The 15,648-nt window shown below is 40.9% G+C and carries 14 protein-coding genes and 1 pseudogene; 14 read left to right on the plus strand and 1 reads right to left on the minus strand.

Annotation, left to right across the window (positions count from 1 at the left end):
- The first annotated feature begins 32 nt into the window (after positions 1-32).
- From E0485_RS04465 to E0485_RS04480, 4 genes are all read left to right on the plus strand, one after another.
- A complete protein-coding gene (locus E0485_RS04465; RefSeq protein ID WP_132416761.1) occupies positions 33-365 on the plus strand; it encodes a PadR family transcriptional regulator in 333 nt (110 codons plus the stop codon).
- Positions 365-1,663 carry an FtsW/RodA/SpoVE family cell cycle protein gene (locus E0485_RS04470; protein WP_132416762.1) on the plus strand — a complete coding sequence of 433 codons (1,299 nt, stop codon included), beginning with the start codon at positions 365-367 and terminating at the stop codon, positions 1,661-1,663. The genes E0485_RS04465 and E0485_RS04470 overlap by 1 nt, the downstream gene beginning before the upstream one ends.
- 163 nt (positions 1,664-1,826) lie before the next feature.
- Positions 1,827-2,594: an ABC transporter ATP-binding protein gene (locus E0485_RS04475; RefSeq protein ID WP_132416763.1), complete on the plus strand. Its 768-nt coding sequence runs from the start codon at positions 1,827-1,829 to the stop codon at positions 2,592-2,594.
- Positions 2,595-2,606: 12 nt separating this feature from the next.
- Positions 2,607-4,484, plus strand: coding sequence for an ABC transporter permease (locus tag E0485_RS04480; RefSeq protein WP_132416764.1), 1,878 nt, complete (start codon positions 2,607-2,609; stop codon positions 4,482-4,484).
- A 48-nt stretch (positions 4,485-4,532) separates the two neighbouring features.
- Here the strand turns inward: E0485_RS04480 and E0485_RS04485 are convergent, their stop codons facing one another.
- Positions 4,533-6,152 (minus strand): multicopper oxidase family protein, encoded by a 1,620-nt coding sequence (locus tag E0485_RS04485; RefSeq protein WP_407944824.1) that lies wholly within the window; start codon positions 6,150-6,152, stop codon positions 4,533-4,535.
- 160 nt (positions 6,153-6,312) lie between these two features.
- On the opposite strand from E0485_RS04485, the gene E0485_RS04490 reads away from it, so the two are divergent.
- The 10 genes and pseudogenes from E0485_RS04490 to E0485_RS04535 all read left to right on the plus strand — a co-directional run bounded on the left by E0485_RS04490 (position 6,313) and on the right by E0485_RS04535 (position 15,285).
- On the plus strand, positions 6,313-7,017 hold the full coding sequence (locus tag E0485_RS04490) for a response regulator transcription factor (RefSeq protein ID WP_235857407.1): 705 nt from the start codon (positions 6,313-6,315) through the stop codon (positions 7,015-7,017).
- Entirely contained in the window at positions 7,017-8,399 is a 1,383-nt protein-coding gene (locus E0485_RS04495) for a sensor histidine kinase (protein ID WP_235857420.1), read from the plus strand. Before E0485_RS04490 ends, E0485_RS04495 begins: the two co-directional genes overlap by 1 nt.
- Before the next feature lie 115 nt (positions 8,400-8,514).
- Positions 8,515-8,790, plus strand: coding sequence for a HesB/YadR/YfhF family protein (locus tag E0485_RS04500; protein ID WP_132416766.1), 276 nt, complete (start codon positions 8,515-8,517; stop codon positions 8,788-8,790).
- A gap of 76 nt (positions 8,791-8,866) precedes the next feature.
- Entirely contained in the window at positions 8,867-9,340 is a 474-nt protein-coding gene (infC, locus tag E0485_RS04505) for a translation initiation factor IF-3 (protein WP_132416767.1), read from the plus strand.
- 103 nt (positions 9,341-9,443) lie between these two features.
- Complete coding sequence (locus E0485_RS04510) at positions 9,444-9,779, plus strand: antibiotic biosynthesis monooxygenase (RefSeq protein ID WP_132416768.1); 336 nt, start codon at positions 9,444-9,446, stop codon at positions 9,777-9,779.
- Between the two features lie 216 nt (positions 9,780-9,995).
- Positions 9,996-10,697 (plus strand): MBL fold metallo-hydrolase, encoded by a 702-nt coding sequence (locus E0485_RS04515; RefSeq protein ID WP_132416769.1) that lies wholly within the window; start codon positions 9,996-9,998, stop codon positions 10,695-10,697.
- 329 nt (positions 10,698-11,026) lie between these two features.
- Positions 11,027-11,656 carry a nitroreductase family protein gene (locus tag E0485_RS04520; RefSeq protein ID WP_132416770.1) on the plus strand — a complete coding sequence of 210 codons (630 nt, stop codon included), beginning with the start codon at positions 11,027-11,029 and terminating at the stop codon, positions 11,654-11,656.
- Between the two features lie 42 nt (positions 11,657-11,698).
- Positions 11,699-12,697: pseudogene (locus E0485_RS04525) on the plus strand (LCP family protein); the annotation flags it as partial.
- 497 nt (positions 12,698-13,194) lie between these two features.
- Positions 13,195-13,947 carry a GTP pyrophosphokinase gene (locus E0485_RS04530; RefSeq protein ID WP_132416891.1) on the plus strand — a complete coding sequence of 251 codons (753 nt, stop codon included), beginning with the start codon at positions 13,195-13,197 and terminating at the stop codon, positions 13,945-13,947.
- 21 nt (positions 13,948-13,968) lie between these two features.
- Positions 13,969-15,285 carry a deoxyguanosinetriphosphate triphosphohydrolase family protein gene (locus E0485_RS04535; protein WP_132416892.1) on the plus strand — a complete coding sequence of 439 codons (1,317 nt, stop codon included), beginning with the start codon at positions 13,969-13,971 and terminating at the stop codon, positions 15,283-15,285.
- The last annotated feature ends 363 nt before the right edge of the window (positions 15,286-15,648 follow it).

Raw genomic sequence — 15,648 nt, forward strand, 5'->3', positions numbered from 1 at the left:
AATTACAATATATAAATCCTAACGGAGGTTATATGACAATCAATAAGGAATTGATGAAAGGCAGTACTGTCACACTAATACTAACGATGCTAGATCATAAAGATATGTATGGATATGAAATGGTGAAGGAACTTGAGATGAGCTCAGGGAGCATTTTTACGTTAAAAGAAGGGACCTTGTATCCGATCCTTCATACACTCGAAACAGAGAATTATGTAGAAGCGTATTGGAATGAGCAACAAGGTCGCAAGCGGAAGTATTATCGAATTACGGCAGAAGGGAAGGGACTTCTCAAGGAGAAAAAACAGGAATGGGTCTTGTTCCGTACAGCAGTTGATCGAGTGATTGGAGGGGAGCATGCTTGATGGAAATGAAGCGGCATCCGAAGGTTATTGCTTTCTTAGATAAGGTATGCGAACCGATCAAGGTGAAGGAAATGCATAATGAAATTAGACTGGAACTCACGAATCATTTACAGGAGATCGTAGAAGATCGTTTAGATAATCAAATAGAATTAGAACAAGCTATTGAGCAGGCTATAGATCAAATGGGAGACCCCGATAAGCTAGGTAAGCAGTTTCATCATGTTCATCGGCCAAAGGTTGAGTGGCGAATAATCGGACTGATTGGGATACTGCTAGTCATTGGTTTGATTGCGATGTATGCAACTGAATTAAGTGGGATGCCGATATATCAACCACATCTTTTGATTACAAAGAGTATATATACCATTCTTGGTATCGGATTGATGGTATTATGCTATTATTTTGATTTTCGCAAATTACATACATTTTCTTGGTTCATCTATGGCTTTACATTATTTACGATGCTGTATTCATCGATCTACGGTAATCAAGTGAATGGACAGATCTGGTTTGTCATTGGATTTACAAGAATTAATTTTACAGTTATATCTACCTTTCTTTTCATTATAAGTCTGGCAGGTATAGCAACGATGCCCAAGTGGAAAGCATATCGTTGTTATACAAAGGTCTTAATCCTGATTGTGTTTCCTGGCATTATGTACCTACTCAATCATTCGTATAGTAATTTACTACTCTATTTAGCAGGTGCTATGCTAATTGCCTATATCACCCGTTCGAATAAGAAGGAATTTCTCTATTTATCAGGCACTGTGCTTGGATTTGGTATTCTTATGATAATTTGTGATCGAGATTATACTTTTGATCGTTTATCGATGTACATTAGTCACTATACAGGTATGACAGATAATAATTTTATTTCGATACAATCAATTAAGGCGGTTCAGGACGCTGGTTTATGGGGGAAAGGTTTAAATTCAGTTTCAATAAATATGCCTAATATCCCAAATCAGGCGATTTTCACTTATCTCATATACTGTTTTGGTTGGGTCATAGGAATTGTGATTTGTGCTATTATTCTACTATTTCTATATCAAACAGCTAGGATGGCAATGGCAATAAAGAATCCATATGGAAAATTGATCGTCGCAGGAATACTTGTTATATTTGCCGTTCAATTCATATGGTCGATTTTTATGTCTGTCGGATTATTACCTTACCTCGATTATGAATTTCCATTTATCAGCTTTGGCGGAATCTATTTTATTTTCCATTTAGGTTTAGTCGGCATGATGCTTAGCGTGTATCGGAAAAAAAATATGATAAAGTCAAATGCTTGAATCATGTGCTTGATTAGCGATCATTTTAAATGGTCGCTTTTTTTGTGTTTGAACTTCTATCTTACAAGATTGTCATTCTTACATCACCGAATCAGATGGTTGCTAGAGGGCGATTGGCGTTACACTCCTTGTAGATAAAAGAAAGTGAGTGGAGGATAACCAAATGACGAACTCAGTAGTTGAAGTAAGTAATGTACAGAAGATTTATGGCAGCAAAGGTCAGAATCAATCGATCGCGTTGGATCATATTTCTCTTAATATTGAAGAGGGCGAATTTGTTGGCATTATGGGACCGTCTGGTTCTGGTAAAACAACACTGCTCAACGTTATCTCAACGCTTGACCGTCCTACGAATGGTCAGATCCGTATCGCGAATACGGACATTACGCGAATGAGCGAGAAATTCCTAGCAGATTTTAGAGCGCAGAAGCTCGGATTTATATTTCAAGATTTTAACTTGCTAGAGAATTTGACGGTTTATGAGAATATTGCTTTGCCGCTGTCCTTACAAGGCGTATCTGCTAAGAAAATTCGCGAAAGTGTGAAGCTTGGGGCGAATAGGCTTGGAATTAGCACCATTCTTACCAAATATCCCGCTGAAATCTCTGGCGGACAGAAGCAGCGTGCTGCTGCTGCTCGTGCACTTGTACATGATCCAGCGCTAATTCTTGCAGACGAACCTACAGGTGCTTTGGATTCTAAGAGTGCCAAGAGCTTGCTTGAAACGATGACTGAATTAAATGAAGCGCAGCAAGTTACCATTATGATGGTTACGCATGATGCGTTTAGTGCGAGTTATTGCAAAAGAATTTTGTTCATCCAAGATGGCAAGTTATTCAAGGAAATTAAGCGTACTGGCAATCGCCAATCCTTCTTCCAACAAATACTGGATGTGCTAGCTGATCTTGGGGCATCCCACGAAATGGAATAGGGGGAAAACGATATGCTGTTCAAAATTTCTCTATCTAGTATGCGTAAAATGATGAAGGACTACATCGTACTGCTCGTTGGTTTGGTCATCTCTATTTCGATTTTCTATATGTTTCAGACGTTAGCGGTAAATGAAACCTTTATTAAATCGAATTCCATGATCAATTCAATTGCACTCGTATTTATTGTCGGTTCTGTGCTGCTATCGATCATTACTTTTTTCTATATTATTTACGCGAACTCATTTCTTCTATCGCTTAGAAGGAAGGAATTCGGCATGTATATGACGCTTGGTGCCAAGAAGGGTAAAATCATTAAGCTTATGTTCATCGAAACGATGGCAGTAGGGATTATAGCTTTAATTATAGGCATTGTGCTTGGCACAGGAATGGCGCAAATTGTAGGAAACTTGCTGATGAATCAGTTAGACTTTGCTTCGTCTGATTATCATCCATTCTATATGCCAGCTGTAGGACTTACCGTTGCATTTTTTATTATCATATTCTTCATAACGGCGCTACTAAATGCATTTAAGCTTGCTCGTACCACGATCTTGAATCTTGTTCATGCCGATTCGCAGCAAGATCGCATTGAGAAAAAGCGTCGCTTTACCTTCTTAATTGCTATTTTGGCATTGATTTTCCTAAGTGCAGGGTACTATGCGATTGTGCATATGGAGCAATTGGCGGAAATGGGTTTACTTATAGGTACTTTTGCTACGACAATTGGTACGTATTTATTCTTTATTGCTGTACTTCCATTTATTGTTAATCTTCTAAAAAATAATGAGAAACTAAACAGCACGGGTCTGAATTCTTTTACATTTTCTCAATTGAAGTTTCGTGTGAATAGCCTTACGAAGCTGCTCGCTACAATTGCCATGCTTATCGCACTTGGCGTGGGTGCAATTACAGGCGGTATGGCTTTTAATCATAATACTAGTCTGATGTCTGATCTATTTTATGCATATGATGCGGCAATTCATGATCCGGTAGATGCGGATGTGCAAGCCATTGGGAAAATGAAGGTCGTCGAAGATAAGCAGTATCATTACAAGTTGACGGATACAGGGATTTATTTTGCCAAGGATGAGCTGCTTCAAGATCCGCCGCTTGGAGTTGACAGTACTTCCAAGAAGGCAGACAAGAAACGTGAACCACAGATCATTCGATTGAATCAGGAACTGCCTGATCAATTGTATAGTGACACTAGAGATGATGTGGACAAAAAGACAGCTTCTCAGATACCAGAGATTTGGAGAAGTACGCTTGAATATGAATTCAATGCGGGATACCGCATGTTCGACAAGACGATTTATATTGCGGATCAGAACACCTATCGTGCAATCGAAGGCAATGAACATGTCGTGAGAGTCGTCAAATCCGATGATTTCGTAGCTAACAAAGCGATATTTAAGGATATTAACGAACGACAAGTCAAGAAATCACTAGTTGCACAAAATAGTGAGGATTTGGGTACAAAATACTCGATGTATCAAAGCTTGCATACGATGTCCAGCGGGACAATGTTCATGGGCTTCTTCCTGGGTATTGCTTTCCTTGCGATGATGGCTAGTTGTCTCATGTTCAAAATATTGTCAGGTGCTTCAAGAGATACAAGTCGTTATCAAATGCTCCGTAAAATCGGTGTTCGTAAACAATTGCTGACGAAATCGATCTACAAGGAGCTGGGCATGCTGTTCCTATTCCCAGCAATTGTAGGATTGATCCATGTGGTCGTGGGCATGAATATTTTCTCATTTATTCTCGTAAATCCTTATTTTAAAATTTGGCTGCCAATTACGATGTTCGTAGCCATCTATGCCGTGTATTATTTCGTGACAGTTCAACTTTATCGCGGTATCGTTCTTCCGAAAGAACCTACCGAGTAAAAAACAAGGGTGCTATTTAGTCTTCCGACTAAAGGCACCCTTTCTTCATTATTCAGGCTTATTCCCTACGGTTGGATCTGGTGTGTAATTGCTATTGTAATCGGAATAATGCACATCGGTTACCATTCCAGCGGAGGCATGATGGAGGTCATGGCAGTGAAACATCCAATCTCCCGGGTTATCTGCTTCAAAGGCTACTACATATTCCTCGCCAGGCTTAACGTTCAGTGTATCCTTGATGATCGGCGATCCTTCGATAGGCTTTCCATTTTTACTTAGGATTTGAAAGAAGTGACCATGCAGATGCATCGGATGATCATCCTTTGGTGATTTATTGATGAATTTGACTTTGACAATGTCGCCTTTTTGTACATGGATCTTATCGGTATTCGGAAAAACCTTGTCATTGATGGTATACACCGTCTCGCCATTCAAAACGGATGTATTTAAGTTAAGCGTTTCTTCGTGATCATATGGTTGATTGAGCGTAAATTTCATATTGGTTGCAGCGCCGTATTTCGTTAAGTCGAATAGAGGCTGATCTTCTTTCCAGTCTGAAGTTACGCTACTGTTAGATCCTTCATAAGCAATTACGGTACGCATATTTTTCATACGATCCTCGTCACCATGCTCTTCAATTAACCATTTGCCAGGATTATCAGCCGTAAACTCAATATCATAGCGCTCACCTGGAGCAATTGCGATCAACTGATTGCTGATTAATGCTGGACTGTTCACAGGCTGACCGTCTGTTGCAATTATGCGGTAATCATGGCCGTGAATATGAAGCTTGTGAGTAAGATATCCAGCATTAATGAAGCGCAGACGCACTTTATCTCCTTTTTTCACAGGTAGGGAATTGATCGCATCACCAGTTTTACCGTTAATCGTGTAGATGTCGTACATGCTCATGTCATGGCTACCTGCAGCAGGAGAATCACTAGACGTGTTTGTTCCATGATTGCTGTTCATATTGCCATGATCCATTCCTGGCATGCTGCTGTGATCCATTCCGTTCATATTGCCCATGTTGCTCATATCCATTAGGCCCATGCTCATCCATTCATCAAGTACGAGGGTATAGTCACGGTCGTATTGCTCCTTAGGATCTTCCACAATAAGTGATCCGTAAAGGCCACGGTCCAGTTGGTTGACACTATCCTGATGCGAATGATACCAGTAGGTGCCAGGAACTGTTGCCTTGAACTCATAAGTGAAGGTTTTACCTGGTACAACGGCGTCTTGTGTCACACCAGGTATGCCATCCATTGCATTAGGTACAGGGTAGCCATGCCAGTGAATGGATACAGGTTCAGGTAATTCATTCTTTAGCGTTACGCGAACGGTTTCACCTACTTTAACGCGAATTTGCGGCCCTGGAACCGAGTTGTTGAATGTCCACACAGGTAAAGTAGTACCCGGCTTCACTTCAAGTGAACTTTCTGTGGCAACAAGCGTTAAATTCTTGCCATCCACAATGTTCGAATCGCTAGTCTGGGTTGAAGCAGAGACAGGCGGAGCCGTATTACTCATATTTATTGACGAGTGATCCATTCCCGCCATATTGCTATGATCCATAGCTCTAATGTTTGAACTGCATGCCGTTATGATCGCAGTTAACCCTGCGAGTAGGATAAACCCGTATCTGCGTTTAAATTTGTTCAACATGTATACACTCCTAATAGGTAAAATTATTGTGATTTGAGAATCATTCTATCCAGTAAATGTGTGGAAATCATGTGTTTGGTATCATTTAGTCCAATATCCTTATAGAAATTACACAATTGAAATGTATAATAGGTGTAAATGGACGGATGGAGGGATTGGAGTGAATCAAGGCCGTATCCTCATCGTAGATGACGAAGCACAGATGCGCAATTTACTGCGCATTTATTTAACGAAGCAGGGGTATGAAATTACAGAGGCCAGCAGCGGACAAGCAGCATTTGATCAGCTTGCTAACTATACATATGATTTAGTGATACTAGACGTCATGATGCCAGGACTTGATGGATTCACCGTATGTGAGCAGATTCGAAGCATATATCAAATTCCGATCTTAATGCTCACTGCAAGAGTTGATATCAAGGATAAAGTACGCGGTTTAACGATTGGCGCGGATGATTATTTGACGAAACCTTTTGATTCAGAAGAACTTATAGCAAGGGTTGGTGCATTATTGCGCAGGTCTGTATTGCAGCAGCAGGCTATGGAACAACAGATGTTGGAATTCGGACAGTTGAAAATTAACCCTCTAAGTCGCGAAATCATTATCGATCATCAAACGATTGATTTTACACCGAAGGAGTTCGATCTCCTGCTACTATTAGCTAGCAATCCACATCGTGTATTCGCTAGAGATATCATCATCCATCGCTTATGGAGTTATGATTATGAAGGCGATGTTCGCTCTGTCGATACGCATGTCAAAAATATCCGTGAAAAATCGACCAACGCCGATCTTGACTATAATCCCATTCTTACCGTATGGGGTGTAGGGTACAAATTTAACGATAAGGGTGCGAGCAAGTGATGCGACGTCGGATCGATATTAAGCTGGGATTAGCGATTTTGCTTATTTTTTTGCTCGTTCTTCTGCCGTTAGGATTTGTTGTCGATCGACTATTTGTTACTTTCTTCTATAACAAAGCGCATCAGCAAGTGAACGAGCTGGCAGCTCACTATGTCAAAATGTCCGAAGCCGAGCATGGCTTAAGCCCTGATCTGCTTCCGACGATGGAGGAATTTTCTAAATCTGCGGTATATATTATGAACGCTGATGGTGAACTAGCTGGAACTTCGCGGCACAGCAATCAGGATCTTAGCTTGCTTATTACGAAGGAAGATTTGGTGCAATTGGAACGAGAGGGATCGATTGATAAAGAGGTGACGGACTCGCATCGACAAGATTATTATGTTTCGGGTAAATCGATCATTGTGAATGGACAGCATCAAGGAGGCGTTTTCGTAGCGTCTTCAATGTCAGAAGTTCAGCAATCGATATCTTCTATCCGTAGAATGCTCACTATCGCGGGAATCGGAGGCTTTCTGCTTGCAATTGGCTTCTCCACGATCTTCGCCAGAAAGATGTCGAGACCACTTATGCAGATGGAAAGAGCGACACGCCAAATTGCGAAAGGAAAGCTGGATACACGGATCGAAGTTCAATCCCAGGATGAGATCGGTACGCTTGCGATTGCCATTAATGAAATGGCGAGAGATCTACAGCATTATCAAGATTCACGCAATGAATTTATCGCAAATATTTCACATGAGTTAAAAACCCCGATCACTTATCTCGAGGGATATACGGATATTGTGCTAAATGAACTGTATGATACGGAAGAAGAGCGGCAGCAGTATTTGCAGGTCATACGTGCTGAAGCGAGAAGAATCAATTTGCTCATCAATGATCTGTTCGAGCTAGCCAAGCTTCAGGAAGGGAAAGAACAGCTTTACATGGAAGCAGTTGAAATTTGCTCACTTACGGAGAATGCGATATTGAAGGTAGCAATGAAAGCAAAGGAGCAAGGATTAGCAATCAGCTTCCGTAGTGACCTTGCTGAAGTCGTGGTGAATGCAGACGCTGCACGGATGGAGCAGGTCATACTTAATCTTTTGTATAATGCCATTCGATATACAAAGGAAGGCGAAATATCCGTGCATGTTACACAAGATGAAGAGAATATGAGCCTGTCGATTTCAGATACAGGAAGCGGTATACCAGAGGAGGATCTTCCTTATATCTTTGACCGGTTCTACCGAGTAGAGAAGTCACGATCCAGAGTATATGGAGGATCAGGGCTGGGTCTAGCTATCGTACATAAATGGGTGGAGCTCCATGGAGGGAATATTCGGGTGGAGAGTCAACTTGGCAAAGGGACGAAGTTTGAGATCAAGGTTCCACTACTTTAGGGATAAATTCATAATATATGCTAGCAAGTACGGATTATGGTAGAATAGAGGTTAAACATTTCTTCTTGGATCAACAATAATTCATTAAGATAAAATTCTAAACGAGGTGTAAAACATGAACTTCAATGTGACCCAACCAGCAATCGCTTGTTTTACGAAAGAATGGGGATTTAATGAAGGAGATCAGATCCGCATATTTGTAAGGTATAGTGGTGGCGGAGAGGATGCTTTTGCATTCGGCATTATGAAAGCTGCTCCGGTATATCCTGCAGTGTCCGTACAACATCAGAATATTACCTTTTTCATCGAGGCGAATGATCTATGGTATCTGGACGGTAAAGATCTGACATTGGATTGTCAAAATGAAGAAATCAAGTTTGTTCTTAACTAAACTAGAATCAGTCATACACAGAACTCAAACTTCGGTTTGAGTTTATTTATTGTTCAAATGGGAGGATGAAATAGAGATGATCAAGAACGAGAAAATTAAAGCCGCTGAAGTACACGTAACAGGTATTCATGGCGAGGACCTTGGCATTATCAGCACGAAGGAAGCTTTAGCGATGGCTAAGCAATTAAAAGTTGATTTAGTCTGTACATCACTGATGAGCAGTCCGCCGCCATGTAAGCTGATTGGTGCCGGGGCAGCCAAAGAACAGGCACAGCAGCAGCGTAAGCGTGAGCAAGCACCTAAGTTGAAAGAGATTCGTTTGACGCCACAGATTGAAGACCATGATTATGATACGAAGAAGAACCAAGCGGAGCGCATCTTGAAAGCTGGCGACTCGGTGCAATTCGTGGTCAAGATTACTGGCAAAGAAGGTGCTAGAGCGAAGGAATTACTTGAGGATTTAATCAAAGAGCTAAGTGATGCTGGGAAGAAGAAGACAGGAATTCAACTCAGTGGTAAACAAGCGGCTGTACAACTTGATCCACTGTAATCAGTAATAGTATTGATATTCTATAAATTTTCATTGACAATGATAATCATTATCAATTATTGTAGAAGTTAATACTAGATTACATAAGGAGTTGTATAGATGCATGTTAATTGAAACGAAAACAATTACGGTTAAAGAAGGAACATCTGATTTAGTTGTAAATAACTTTAACCGAGATGGAGCTATTGAGACATTTCCTGGATTCATAGATTTAAGTGTCCTCGTCAAACGAGTTCGTCGAGGTGAGGAAGAAGTAATCGTCATGATTCGCTGGGAATCAGAAGAGGCTTGGAAGGGTTGGGAGAAGAGCGAGGTACATATCGCAGGCCACAGAGAAAGTAGAGGAAAGCCAAAGCCAGAGCACATTATAAATGTTGCACATGCTATGTATGATGTGAAAGCACAGAAGGGTCCAGTTAAAGCTGACTCAACTATTTAAAGGAATACATGCTTTTGATGATGCCTTTACCTAATAGATAGGGCTAATCAGAAGCATTTTTTTATTGTTACCCATACCTACAAAAATAATACTTGACAAATTTATATTTTTATGTTATAATATAATATTTTGATTGAATACTCTAGATAACCGTGGTATAACTATCATTACTGAGAAATCAGATAGCGAATACTTATCGGTTATGGAGGAGATTGTATGCAAGTGGCAAGTGGAGTTGAAATGCTAGAAATTTCGGCTAACATTATGGGAGAAACAACGGTTATTCATCCAACTATAATATGGGATGAGCAGCATGTCGTGTTAGTTGACACTGGGTATCCGGGTCAATTAGATATTATACGAAAGGCGATGGCGCAAGCTGGAATCCCGATAGAGCGGCTAACCACGATTATTTTAACGCATCAAGATATTGATCACATTGGATGCCTGCCTGCTATTATGAATGAATTCCCTCATAATCGTATAGAAGTGCTAGCTAATGAAATTGAACGACCGTATATTCAAGGTGACAAGCTGTTGATTAAATTTGCCCATGCGTTAAGCCAAATCGATTCATGGCCTGAAGAACAGCGTACGAAGTTGAAGCCCGTATTCGAGAATCCTCCTAAGGGAAGAGTGGATCGTACCTTACAGGACGGGGAAGTATTGCCATACTGCGGTGGACTTACAGTCATAAATACACCTGGGCATACGCCAGGACATATTAGTCTCTATCATCAAGCGAGTCAGACTCTAATTGCAGGCGATGCTATGTTCATCGTAGACGGGAAGCTTGCTCTACCAGATCCGAAGACGACGATCGATATGGAAGCGGCAGAGGAATCCGTCAAGAAGATTCAGGAATACGATTATAAACAGATGATTTGTTATCATGGCGGATTATATATTCGTTCTTAATATATAGATGAAGAAGGCATTGCATCCTTTGCGGCAGTGCTTTTTTTTTTGTTTAGGCCAAAAAGTAAATTTATGAAGAATAATCATCGTATTGAAGAAAACAGTTGCGAAAAGAACGTTAGCGCTGACTAATAGAAACACTGATTTTAGAAAATTAGGTAGAATCGGTAGAATGGAAATCCTTAACGATCTCATGTATTTTTACCGCCGCAAACATTTGACATTCTGTTTTTGATCTAATAGATTTAATAAGGATAAGTTACGATCAGATCATCACTGCCTTCAACCGACAGCTTGGTGAAGACATAAATATATGGAGGTATACAACCATGAATTCAACATTAGAACAGGATTTAGTATCGGTCATCAATAGTCGTCATTCTGTCAGACAATATGATTCTTCGCATAAGATGAGTAAACAAGAAATTAACCAATTAATAGAACTAGCTCAAAAGGCGCCATCTTCTTGGAACCTTCAGCACTGGAAATTTCTTGTATTTGACGATCAAGCGGCTAAGGAACAATTATTGTCTATTGCGTACGGACAGCAGCAAGTTGTTGAAGCTTCGATCGTTGTTGCGGTCTTAGCAGATTTAGAAGCGAATAAGAATATACCAAGCGTATACGAGACTAAAGTTAAGGATGGAAAGCTTCCTGCTGAAATAGCAGAGCGTATAACTGGACAGATTGAGCAAGCGTACCAAGATCCACGGCATGCACGAGATCTTGCTTTCTCCAATTCTTCTCTCGCAGCAATGCAGCTCATGCTTGCAGCTAAAGCGATGGGCTATGATACGGTAGCAATGGGTGGATTTAACTCTGCTAGCTTGGTAGAAACCTTCCATATCCCAACACGATATGTTCCTAGCATGCTTATTGCAGTAGGCAAAGCAGCGCAAGAAGGTAGACCAAGTGATCGAATTCCAACAGATGAGATGATCGTATGGAATACATTTTAGAGCAGATGAAGAGACCTCTTGCGTTACCAAAGGAGAATTAACATGGAGAATAAAATAGAAACCAAACAAGAATATAAAACTAAGAAGTATTGGACGAGGAAAAGAGTTACTTGGTATGTCGCCATCCCGCTTATTATTTTTCTTCTGATCGGGACGGCATCCGCTGTATACCTTGTCAATAAGGCTAAAGACGTTGTGGATAATGCATACGAATCGGTTGGTAAGTCCGATAAACGTGATGATGTAGTTGAGCCGCTCAAGGATCATGTTTCTATTCTAATCATGGGTGTGGATGAGAGTGAGAAGCGAGCTGACGCATACGGAGATGCCATTCGTACCGACGCATTGATGCTTCTTACGTTGAATAAAGATGATAAGTCAATTAAGTTGTTAAGTATTCCGCGCGATACACGAGTGTACATTGAATCTCGAAAAAAAATGGATAAGATTACTCATGCGCACGTATTTGGTGGCGTAGATAGCACAATTAAAACTGTAGAGGAATTTCTAGATATTCCAGTTGATTTCTATGTGAAATTTAATTTTGACTCATTCATGGAGATTGTAAATTCACTTGGTGGAATCGATGTAGATGTACCTGTGTCTTTCACAGAGCAAGATAGTAACGATAAACAAGGTGCTATCAAGATCGAGAAGGGCTATCAGCATTTGAATGGTGAACAGGCTCTTGCATTAGCACGTACTCGCCATATAGACAGCGACATGATGCGCGGCCAACGTCAGCAGCTTGTGCTTGAAGCTGTCATGAAGAAAGCTGTTTCTTTCCAGTCTGTTACTAAACTTAGCAGTATGCTGGATGCGATTAACAATAATTTCAAAACAAACTTAACGTTCGATCAAATGCTTACGATAGCGAAGAACATGATGAACACCTCTATTCAAATGGAGAAGCTGCAAATTGAAGGCGAAGATAAGTATATTGATCATATTTACTATTACCAGCCTGATATGGAGAATGTTTTAAAGATTACGAACGAATTAAGAGCACATATTGGTCTTGCTCCAACAACGCTTGCGAATCTGAACAAGCATCGCAATGATAATATTGCAGAGGATAAGAAGCCAGCGCAGAAACCGTCCAAGAATGAGGATAAGCCAGCTCAGAAACCTGATAAAGGAACGAATAACAATACGAGCAAACCTGATGAAGACGCTGACTTGGAGCCGGACAACAATACAGAGACTAAGCCTGAGGCTAAACCAGACGATCAGACAGGTCAGCAACAAGGGGATAAAAAGCCAGAAGCAACGGCATCCCCTAATCCAGGTACTGAAAATAATGCAAACCCAAAGAATGATAATCAGACAAACAATCTAGTTTCACCAAGTCCGAATAATGGATCAAACAAATAGTTCTGCAGTAATGAGGGTGTCACGAAAGTCAATGGCTTGCGAGACACCCTCTGTTAATGATTATCATGGATGGACGAGAGTCTAGCCCAAAGTTGATTTCAGTATTGCAGATGTAATATGCTTGTAAAAAAAATGATAGATAGAAGAGTGGAAGGGGCAATATGATGAATTCTTTGCAGGTGGGGCATATTCGCAAATTTAAAGATGATATTACTAGGTTTATGATGACATACAAGTTCGCACTTGATGCGATGGAGACGAAGATTGAGATTTTGAAAGAAGAATTTCAGTTCCTGCACGATTATAATCCGATTGAGCATACGAGTTCACGTTTGAAGTCACCAGAAAGTATTATGAAAAAGCTTTACAAAAAAGGTGGAGAATTATCCTTTGACGGCATGAAGGAGCATATAAAGGATATCGCAGGAATTCGTATCACTTGTTCTTTTATTAACGATATTTATCGCATTAGTGACATGCTTCAAAGCCAAGAGGACATCAAATTTGTAGAGGTTAAGGATTATATCAAGAATCCCAAAAAGAATGGCTATCAAAGCTTGCATCTACTCATTGAAATCCCGGTCTATATGTCAGATCGCAAAGAGGATGTAAGTGTGGAAATTCAAATCCGTACTATTGCGATGGACTTCTGGGCAAGCTTAGAGCACAAGATTTACTATAAGTATAATCAGTCGATTCCGGCACATTTGTTAATTGAACTGAAGGAAGCGGCAGACTCAGCAGCAGCTCTTGATCGTCAGATGGAGAGACTGCATAGAGAAGTAACCGAAATCAAGGAACGGCGTACAGTAGAAGCAGAGGAAGTTAACGCTAAATTGATCCATATCAGCAATCAGCAATTTCAAGTGCCAGATGCATTATTAAGATTGCTTGACTCGGGTAATGAAGAGGAATAATCCCAACAATAGAGGTACATGATGAACGTACGTAAGCTTCGATTATTTGATACAGCCAATATACATTCAAGTGAAGATCGGGCAGAGATCGAGAAGGATTATGCGCGGCTCATTCAATCACCTTCGTTCAGACGACTGCAGGGGAAATCCCAAGTATTTGGCGCAGGAACAGGTGATTACTATCGGACGAGATTAACCCATTCCTTAGAGGTATCACAGATTGGCAGAGAAGTGGCACGGAGGCTGGGTAAGACCTATCCTTTCCTACTGGGTAATGAGCATCCTGGATTAGTTCTGCAGCCAGAGGTTGTGGAGTGTGCCGCGCTCGCTCATGACTTGGGTCATCCACCGTTTGGTCATAAAGGTGAAGAAGTGCTGAATGAGCTATTGATGAAGACGTATGGTATTCCATATGAGGGCAATGCACAAAATTTCCGCATTCTCATGTTTCTTGAGAAGCGTGCTGGAAGTGACAGTGGGCTTGATTTATGTGCGGCTGTACTTTTATCGATCAATAAATACCCTTTCTGTCTTGAGGAAAAAGGAAGGCTAAAAGGTGTTTATAAGAAAGAATGGGCTGGGATTCAGCATTTAAGAGAGGCGTGGGGCATGCCTGAAGGCTGCGCAACGTTAGAAGCCCAGCTTATGGATTTAAGTGACGATATTGCATATTCTACACATGATATAGAAGACGGGATTCGTGCAGGTAAGATCCAGATGAATCGCAGCTTTATTGAGGATGATCGATTAGTCGCTCATATTGTTCAGGAAATTACCGAAGATCAAGGCTGTGATAAATTTCACTGGGATCAGGTTGATATATCGGCAATGGTTTGCAAGGTGCTTGAGGATTTTGTCGCGCAATGGGAAGAGATCTATAAGGAGTGCAATCGGGAGCCATCGCGTACAAGACGTGAGCTTAAGGCGCGCTGGGTAAGCCGTTTTGCGAACCATGTCGGAATCATTGATGATCCTGATCTGGGGTGGAAACGCGTCACTTTTGTACTCGAAGGACAGGAAGATATGGAGCTGCTGCGCACGATGGAGATTTTGAAAAAATTAGCTTGGGTAACGATGATTAAGGACTTTAGGGTTCAACGGTTACAGAAGCGAAGTGAAATCATGCTGCATCGATTGTGGGAAAGCTTTATTCAGTATGATACAGGTCGATTGATTATCCCGACGGATTGGATGGAAAGCTATGAGCAGCACAAAGAAGATTGGGCATGGGAACGGCTCGTAGCCGATTACATTTCAGGGATGACAGATGCTTATGCCGAGAAGGTTTATACCGAGCTGTTTGCTAGTCGTTCGGGTTCGATTTATGAAAGAGACTAATGGATGACTTGACGATTCACGTTGTCGAATTTATAATATTACATTATGCGAAGATCTAAGACATGATTTCCTTCAAGAGCTGTTCAGAGAGAGAAGTGTTAGCTGCAAGCTTCTTCAGTATTCGGATTGAAATTACCCCTTAGTAGCTGTGACGTGGAAACCGATGCTTAACCTGTATCGATAGTATACGAAACCGTCTCATCCTCGTTATCGGATGCCAGTAATAAGGACTTAGTTCTTGATAGCACTAGCTTAGCTAATGCATGTAGAGAACGAGGTTGAATTAGGGTGGAACCACGAGCTGAACGCACTCGTCCCTTGGGCGAGATGCGTTTTTTTGCGTTCAATTATAAAGTGAGTGGA

The organism is Paenibacillus albiflavus, from assembly GCF_004344915.1.
Classification (GTDB): Bacteria; Bacillota; Bacilli; order Paenibacillales; family NBRC-103111; genus Paenibacillus_AM; species Paenibacillus_AM albiflavus.